A 7,260-nucleotide genomic window follows, 5' to 3' on the forward strand; every position below is an offset into this window, starting at 1 on the left:
ACCTAATCATTTTTTACTATACCTTCGTACATTATTTTTATAATTTTTTGGCAAAAAAAAGCTGCACTTGACATTAATCAACCACAGCTTAGCCCTAGAACACATTTCGGTATTTATCTAAACCAACTTTGAAAGCGCTCCATCAGCATATAGTTTACTGGCACTAATATAAGTGTAATAAACGTAGCAAACACAATACCAAAGCCAAGGCTTACTGCCATTGGAATTAAAAACTGTGCTTGTGTCGCCTTTTCAAATAGTAGCGGCATTAAACCAATAAAGGTGGTTAAACTGGTTAGCATTACTGGGCGAAAACGTGCAGCCCCTGCAAGTTTAACCGCATCAATAATTTTGCCGCCTTCACTGCATTTTTTATTAATAAAATCAACTAAAACCAGCGAGTCATTTACCACAACACCAATGAGTGCAAGCATACCTAACAAACTCATAATGGTTAAATCCATGCCCATGACCCAATGCCCAACCACGGCACCAATCATGCCAAACGGTATTACGCTCATTACAATAATTGGCTGCATGTACGATTTAAGCGGTATCGCTAATAGAGAATAAATAATAAAAAATACAAATAACAATGCCCAAGCAAGCGAGCCAAACGACTCTCTTTGCTCTTTAGCTTCACCTTCTAGCTTGTAATCAACACCTGGATATTGCTGCATTAGCTCATCTAAATACTCAGTTAGGTCGGCTTGCAGCGCGGTCATGTTGGTATTACTTTTTTCTATGTCGGCGGTCACGTTAAGTGTGCGGTAGCGGTCTATTCGGTTAATAGTAGATGGGCTTTGCCCTGCAATTAATGTGGCTACATGCGAAAGTGGCACCGAGCCGCCCGTAGGCGTAGTAATAAGTATATTTTGTAAGTCGGCTACAGAGCGGCGCTCTTCAATAGGTAGGCGTACCATAACACGTACATCGTCACGTCCGCGTTGAATACGCTGAACTTGCGAGCCAAAAAATGAGTTACGTACTTGGTTAGCTACATCAACACGGTTTAAGCCTAAAGCAAAGCCTTGTTCGGTAAGCTCTATTTGCAACTCTTCTTTACCATCCGACATGCTATCGGCAATATCAAATACAGTTGGGTACGTACTTAAACGTGTTTTAACGCTCTGCGCTACTTTTTGTAAGGTACTTAATGAAGTACCACTTAATTGCACATCTATAGGATCTGAACTGCGTCCAATTTCAGCTCTAAAAGTTAAGCTTTCGGCCCCTGGAATAATACCGATTAAATCACGCCACTCACTCACCAACTCGCGCGAACCAATGTCTGAATCGCGGCTCTCTGCAGGGGTAATCTCAAAGCGAACGCTGCCAGAATTAGACACGCCGCCGCGCCCACCTGTGGAGGCGAGTATATTTAATATTACGCTTTCACCGGTGTCTTCATCGCGGTATTTGTCTTGCAATAGCTGCGCTTTTTGCGACATGTCCATGACATACTTATTAGTCACTTCAAATGGTGTACCTGTTGGCAAGGTTAAAGTAACCCGTACAGTTTCGCTTGGAATACGCGGAAAAAACACAAACTTAGTCCAACCACTAGTGATTAAAGTTAAAATTATAAAAAATACACCTACAAACAAACTTACGGTGGCTAATTTATAACGTAAACCAATTGATAAAATAGGTTGGTAGTACTTTAAAATAGCGTTTTCAAATCCGTCTGCAAAACGCTGTTGGAGCACTTCAAGCTTTGATGATTTTGTTTTTTGGTTTCGTAACTTTATATATTTTAAATGAGCTGGTAGTACAAACTTAGACTCAATTAACGAGAACAGTAATACCGGAATAACCACCACCGGAATTTGTGCAAACAAGGCACCCCGTGCGCCTTCAATAAACGCTAAAGGTAAAAAGGCGGCTACGGTTGTTAGTACGCCAAAGGTAACCGGCGTTGCTACTTCTTGCGTGCCTAAAATGGCAGCTTGTTCGCCCGATTCAGCAGTTTTTAAATGAGTATAAACGTTTTCCCCCGTTACTATGGCGTCGTCCACTACAATACCTAACACTAAAATAAAGCCAAATAAGCTCATTATATTTAGAGTTACACCAAAAATAGGCATCGCAATAAATGCGCCCATAAACGAAACCGGAATACCAATAAACACCCAAAATGCGATGGCTGGGCGTAAAAATAAAGTAAGTAGTGCTAACACTAAAATGCCCCCTTGTAACGCACTACTGGTTAAGGTGGCTATACGGCTTTTTACTACTTGTGAGTCGTCATCCCAGTAACTTAGTGCAAAACCTTGCGGGAGCGAGCTTTGGTGCTCCTCTATGTAATTTTTAACATCGTCTGCTACGTCAATCGCGCTTTGTGGGCCTATGCGGTATACATCAATAAAGGCGGCTTGTTTACCGTTAAAACGTGTGCGAACAGGGGTTTCTTCAAAGTCATCATTAATGCTTGCTATATCACCTAAGCGTATTACTGTACCGTCGCTTTGGTTTTTAACCACAATATTGGCAAATTCATCTTTGCGGTAAGCTTGGCCTTTTGAGCTGATAAGAACATCGCCACCTTCGGTTTTTAAATTACCGGCCGATATATCAGAGCTCGACTTAGCAACAGCAGTGGATATTTGCGCTAGGGTTAAATTATATTGGCGTAAGGTGTCTTGGCTTACTTCTATGGCGAGCTCGTAATCTCTTACACCACTTAGCTCAACCTGCGTTACATTAGGAAGGCGTAAAATATCGTCGCGTACTTGCTCGGCGTATTCTAAGGTTTCTTTTTCACCGTAATCGCTCGCTACGGTAACAGCTATTACTTCACGTTTTCGCTCGGCAAGCGCCACAATGGGCTTTTCAGCATCCGCCGGAAAGGTATTTATAGCATCTACACGGCTTTTTATATCGGCTAATAATTCGCGTGGGTCGTAGCCACTTTCAACTTCTATGGTTACTGACGCAGAGCCCTCAGATGAGCGGCTAGAAATTTGCTCTATACCTTCTAAATCTTGAACAGCTTCTTCTATTCGAATAGTTACCCCTTGCTCTACATCTTCTGGGGTTGAGCCTCGCAAAGTAACGCTTACACTTATGCGATCTGTTTCAAACGATGGAAACACCTCAAGCGGTATTTGAGTCGATAAACTAAATAAACCCGATAACAGTAAAGTGACGAGTAACAAGTTTGCCGCTACGTGGTTTTTTGTAAACCAAGCGATCATGGCTTATCTCCTTGTGCAGCGCGGCGTTTTTGTATTAGCTCTTGAACACTAATCCCCAGCTCTTGCGCTTTTTTTTCTAGCTGCTCACGCGATGGACGCTTACCTTTTCCTGGGCCTTTTGCTCGCATATTTTGCTTATCAGTTTCGCCTAAAATGCTTACTGCTGTGCCAGAGCTCACTTGCCCAAGCGGTGTAATTACTAACTTATCGCCTGCATTAAGACCTGTTTTTATCATAGCTTGTGTAGCATTTTGCCATGCAAGCGTAATGTTTTTACGCTTTAACAGCCCCCCTTCAACCACATACACGTAGCTGCCTTGGTAAATAGTACTATTAGGGATTATTAACGCATCAGGCACTGTTTTACCGCTAATTTGCGCAGTGATGTATTGGCCAATTTTAATAGGGTATTGGTTATTTGCTGTGGCTTTGTAAGGGTCATTTATCTGCGCAACAATATACAATTGCTGTGCATCTTCATCGATAGCGCCTTCAGTGCGTATTATTTGTCCTTGCCATGTTTGCTCGCCCACTAAGTCAGATTTAAACTTAACGAGTGAGCCTGCTTGGTTTTTACTGCCATCTCTGTATTGCTCTGGCAAACTAATATACGAAAGGTCTTTATTTTTAATTGGTAAGCGCACTTCAACGCTGTCTATGGCATAAATAGTTGCAAGCTCCGTGTTTTCACTTACCACTTGGCCAAGGTCTACATTACGACTAAGCACACGCCCAGCGTAAGGCGCAGTAATTTTGGTGCGCTCTAAATCAAGCTGTGCTTTTTCAAGTGCGGCTTGTGCTGAAAGTACTTGTGCTTGTGCAGCCGCTAGTTGGGGCTCGCGAAGCACTAAGCTGCTCGCTTGGGATGAGCCACCTAAGCGCTTCCAATCTGTAATAGCTTGTTGGCCGCGGGCTTTTTCTTCTAATAAGCTTTGCTCTGCAGTCAGTAATGCTGCCTGCGCCGATTTGACCTCAGCCTGATGATCTCTATCGTCGAGCTGCAGCAGTACATCGCCTTTTTCAAAAAAACCGCCTTCTCTAAAATCATCACTTACTTTATTAATTTGCCCAGATGCTTGAGCCACTAACAAACTTTGAGTACGTGGCTTTACCGTGCCATAGCTATCAATAAAAATTAAGTAATCTTGTGGCTCAATCTTTTTTACCGATACGCTCACGGTGGCTTTAGGGGGTGAGCCAAAACGTTTTGCTTCAGGCGGGTTACCCTTAATAAACATAACAATTAAAATGGTGGCCACCACCACTACGGCTGGAATTAAAAGTTTTGCTGATTTAGTTTTCATCGTTATTGCTCTTAGGTTCACTTGTTGGGGCGTTAAAATCGCCGCCAAGGGCAACGTATAGGTTTATTCGGTTAGCAATTAGCTGGTTTTTTGTTTCTATGAGTGAGCTTTGCGCATCAAAAGAGCGCGACTGTGCATCCAGCACTGTAGTGTAAGTTACTAAGCCACTTTGGTATTGCTCAAACGACAGTTGCTCCGCTGCAAGGGCGTTTTCTTGTGCTTCTAGGGTGCTTTTATAACTGGCTTGCAGCGACTGCTGCTGAGTAATTGCATTTTCAACATCACTGAATGCATCGTACAAGGTGTCTAAATATGCTTGCTCTTGTTTTTGTGCATTTAAGCGCGCTATTTCTTCATTTGCTTTTAGCTGGCCACCATTAAATATTGGCGCAGAGATACTGCCTAATAAGGACCACGCTAAGCTTGATGGCGAGAATAAATCGCCCACTCTATCGGTGCTATCACTCACGCTTGCTGATAAGTTTAAACTAGGGAAGCGCTGCTTATGTGCAAAGGCTAGGCCCGCATCGCTCGCTAATAACTGGTACCAGCTTGCGCGCAGTTGGGGCTTGCGGGTTATAAGCTCAGAGGGAATACCGATATTAATTGGCGCAAGAAAAACAGGCAGTTCAACCTCTGCTGATATATCACCTTTGGGGTAACCGCCTAATAAGCGCTCTAAAGAACGCGACGCGCTTACAAGCGTGGCTTGCTGATTGGCAATACGCGTACGCTCGTTATTAAGCTCATTACGGGCTAAATATACATCGAGTGCTTCATTAATACCTTGGCGGTAGCCCGATTCAATAATATCTAAGTTTTGCTGAGCGTTTTCTTCTCGGCGTTTATATAAATCGAGCAACTGCTGGGCGGTGACTAAATCAAACCAGCCAGTGACCACATCGGCCACCAATTGCTGCTTGGCTTGCTCAAAACTAGCTTGTTGCGCCAAGTAGTTTAGGTTGGCTTGGCGTTTAGCATCAGATAACTTGCCCCACACATCGACTTCATAGCTTAGCTCTAGAGTGACAGAGCTAGCATTATCATAACTTACAGGTCGATTGTTTTTACTACGCCTAGTTTGCCCAGATATATCAAGATCGGGCCAAAGCGCAGAGCCTGAAATTATTAATTGTTGCTTTTGTATTTGTACATCGTAGGCACTTTGTAACAAAGCTTGGTTATTATTCAGCGCCTTATTAACAAGCTTTTCAATGTAGGGGTTTTCTAATGTTTGTAGCCATTGCTGCTCTACTGCAAGTGTATTTTGTGCTGCGCCGTGTTGCCATGCGGTTGCTATATCGCTTGGTGTTTGTTGGCGCTGCTGCGGGTTTAAGTTGCCCGCACAACCACCAAGCAACACTAAGCTGAGTGCCAATAAAGTTGGCTTATGTTGCCAAATCATAGTTAACCTAAATTACTGCCATTTATGAATGTAATTCAAGCACTTTGGCAAATTTTGCTCAACTTACTTTACATAACATTACATACGTTGCGATGAATTAACATAATAGTCAGTTATTATAAAAACCGGCAGGAAATTTGGAGGGTATTTATACAAAAAAGCAAATAGCGTGTAATACACTATTTGCTAAACGAGATAAGCTATATTGTTAAACACAAACCTTTAAATTTCTTTAACGAAGCTCATGTATTGCTGCATATCGCCAACAACTGCTTGTGCTAGTAATTCGCTTGTTTCGGCTGCGTACGGCTGCTTAAAGTGAATGTCCCACAGCGCAGATTCATTGCGCCAATGTTCATAAACAACTAATGTATCGTCGTTATTTTCAATACTATATAAATCAAACACTAAGTTACCCGGCTCTTGGCTGCGCGTTTGCTCTACATGCGTTGCAAAACGTTCTATTACTTTATTTTTAAAGCTTGGCTTAATCTTAAAAATAAAAAACACAATACATATATCGTCTTCAGGGTTAATAACTTTTGTATTACGCTCATGCAGCGGAGCTGGCACTGTATTTTCAAGCAGCATGACCTCTGGCGCCGATTGACTAATTTCAGGCAGCGCATTTAATAACGTTTGTGTGTAATCCTGTGCGCCATGGTAATCAACTGCATTTTGATCTTCAAAACGCTCATAAGCAAAAAAGACGCCTGGCTCGTTTTTATCTTGATATAAACGCATCTCTAAAAGACCTGTTTCGGCCTTAGCGCCTTGCTTGTCTTCTTCTAGTAGCACTTTAAATTGTGCGATGTGCTCGTCTTTAATATCAAACTTAACAATTTGCGTGATCATAATTAGCTCCAGCTTTAAATTACTTATACCAATACGCTTAATTAAGTGATCTTTTTTGCGGATTAGTATTATTTAGGCTAAAAGTGCCCTGCATTTTATTACTAAAATCAATCATATTGATGAGTAAATAAATGGAGTGAGTAATAACAGCACCCAACCTTTTGATGAGGTCATTATGCGCATGCAAACAAGGGAGAAAAAGAGAGGATATACCCAATTAATATGGACTTTTTTGTCCATAATAAATTTTAAGCAAAAAAAAGCCCTGCATGTGTATGCAGGGCTTTAATATAAATGGTGCCTCGACCCGGAATCGAACCAGGGACACGAGGATTTTCAATCCTCTGCTCTACCAACTGAGCTATCGAGGCACTTAAACAGTGCAATTAAACATTTAAAACATTTAATTTAAATAAATGGTGCCGACTAACCGAGTCGAACGGTTGACCTACTGATTACAAGTCAGTTGCTCTACCAGCTGAGCTAAGTCGGCACACTA

Annotated in this window: 4 protein-coding genes and 2 tRNA genes; all 6 read right to left on the reverse strand. The window is 42.1% G+C overall.

The genetic code is table 11. The features are described from left to right. Window positions 1-113 precede the first annotated feature (113 nt). Window positions 114-3,197 (reverse strand): efflux RND transporter permease subunit, encoded by a 3,084-nt coding sequence (locus AN389_RS16965; RefSeq protein WP_055020314.1) that lies wholly within the window; start codon window positions 3,195-3,197, stop codon window positions 114-116. Further along, a complete protein-coding gene (locus AN389_RS16970) occupies window positions 3,194-4,501 on the reverse strand; it encodes an efflux RND transporter periplasmic adaptor subunit (RefSeq protein WP_055015252.1) in 1,308 nt (435 codons plus the stop codon). The genes AN389_RS16965 and AN389_RS16970 overlap by 4 nt, the downstream gene beginning before the upstream one ends. After that, window positions 4,491-5,906, reverse strand: coding sequence for a TolC family protein (locus tag AN389_RS16975; protein WP_055018734.1), 1,416 nt, complete (start codon window positions 5,904-5,906; stop codon window positions 4,491-4,493). The genes AN389_RS16970 and AN389_RS16975 overlap by 11 nt, the downstream gene beginning before the upstream one ends. Before the next feature lie 222 nt (window positions 5,907-6,128). Then, a complete protein-coding gene (locus AN389_RS16980; RefSeq protein ID WP_055018733.1) occupies window positions 6,129-6,761 on the reverse strand; it encodes a putative quinol monooxygenase in 633 nt (210 codons plus the stop codon). Window positions 6,762-7,056: 295 nt separating this feature from the next. Beyond that, window positions 7,057-7,132: transfer RNA gene (locus AN389_RS16985), tRNA-Phe, on the reverse strand. 46 nt (window positions 7,133-7,178) lie between these two features. Next, window positions 7,179-7,254: transfer RNA gene (locus AN389_RS16990), tRNA-Thr, on the reverse strand. Between the last annotated feature and the right edge of the window lie 6 nt (window positions 7,255-7,260).

The organism is Pseudoalteromonas sp. P1-7a (assembly GCF_001401855.1).
GTDB lineage: Bacteria > Pseudomonadota > Gammaproteobacteria > Enterobacterales > Alteromonadaceae > Pseudoalteromonas.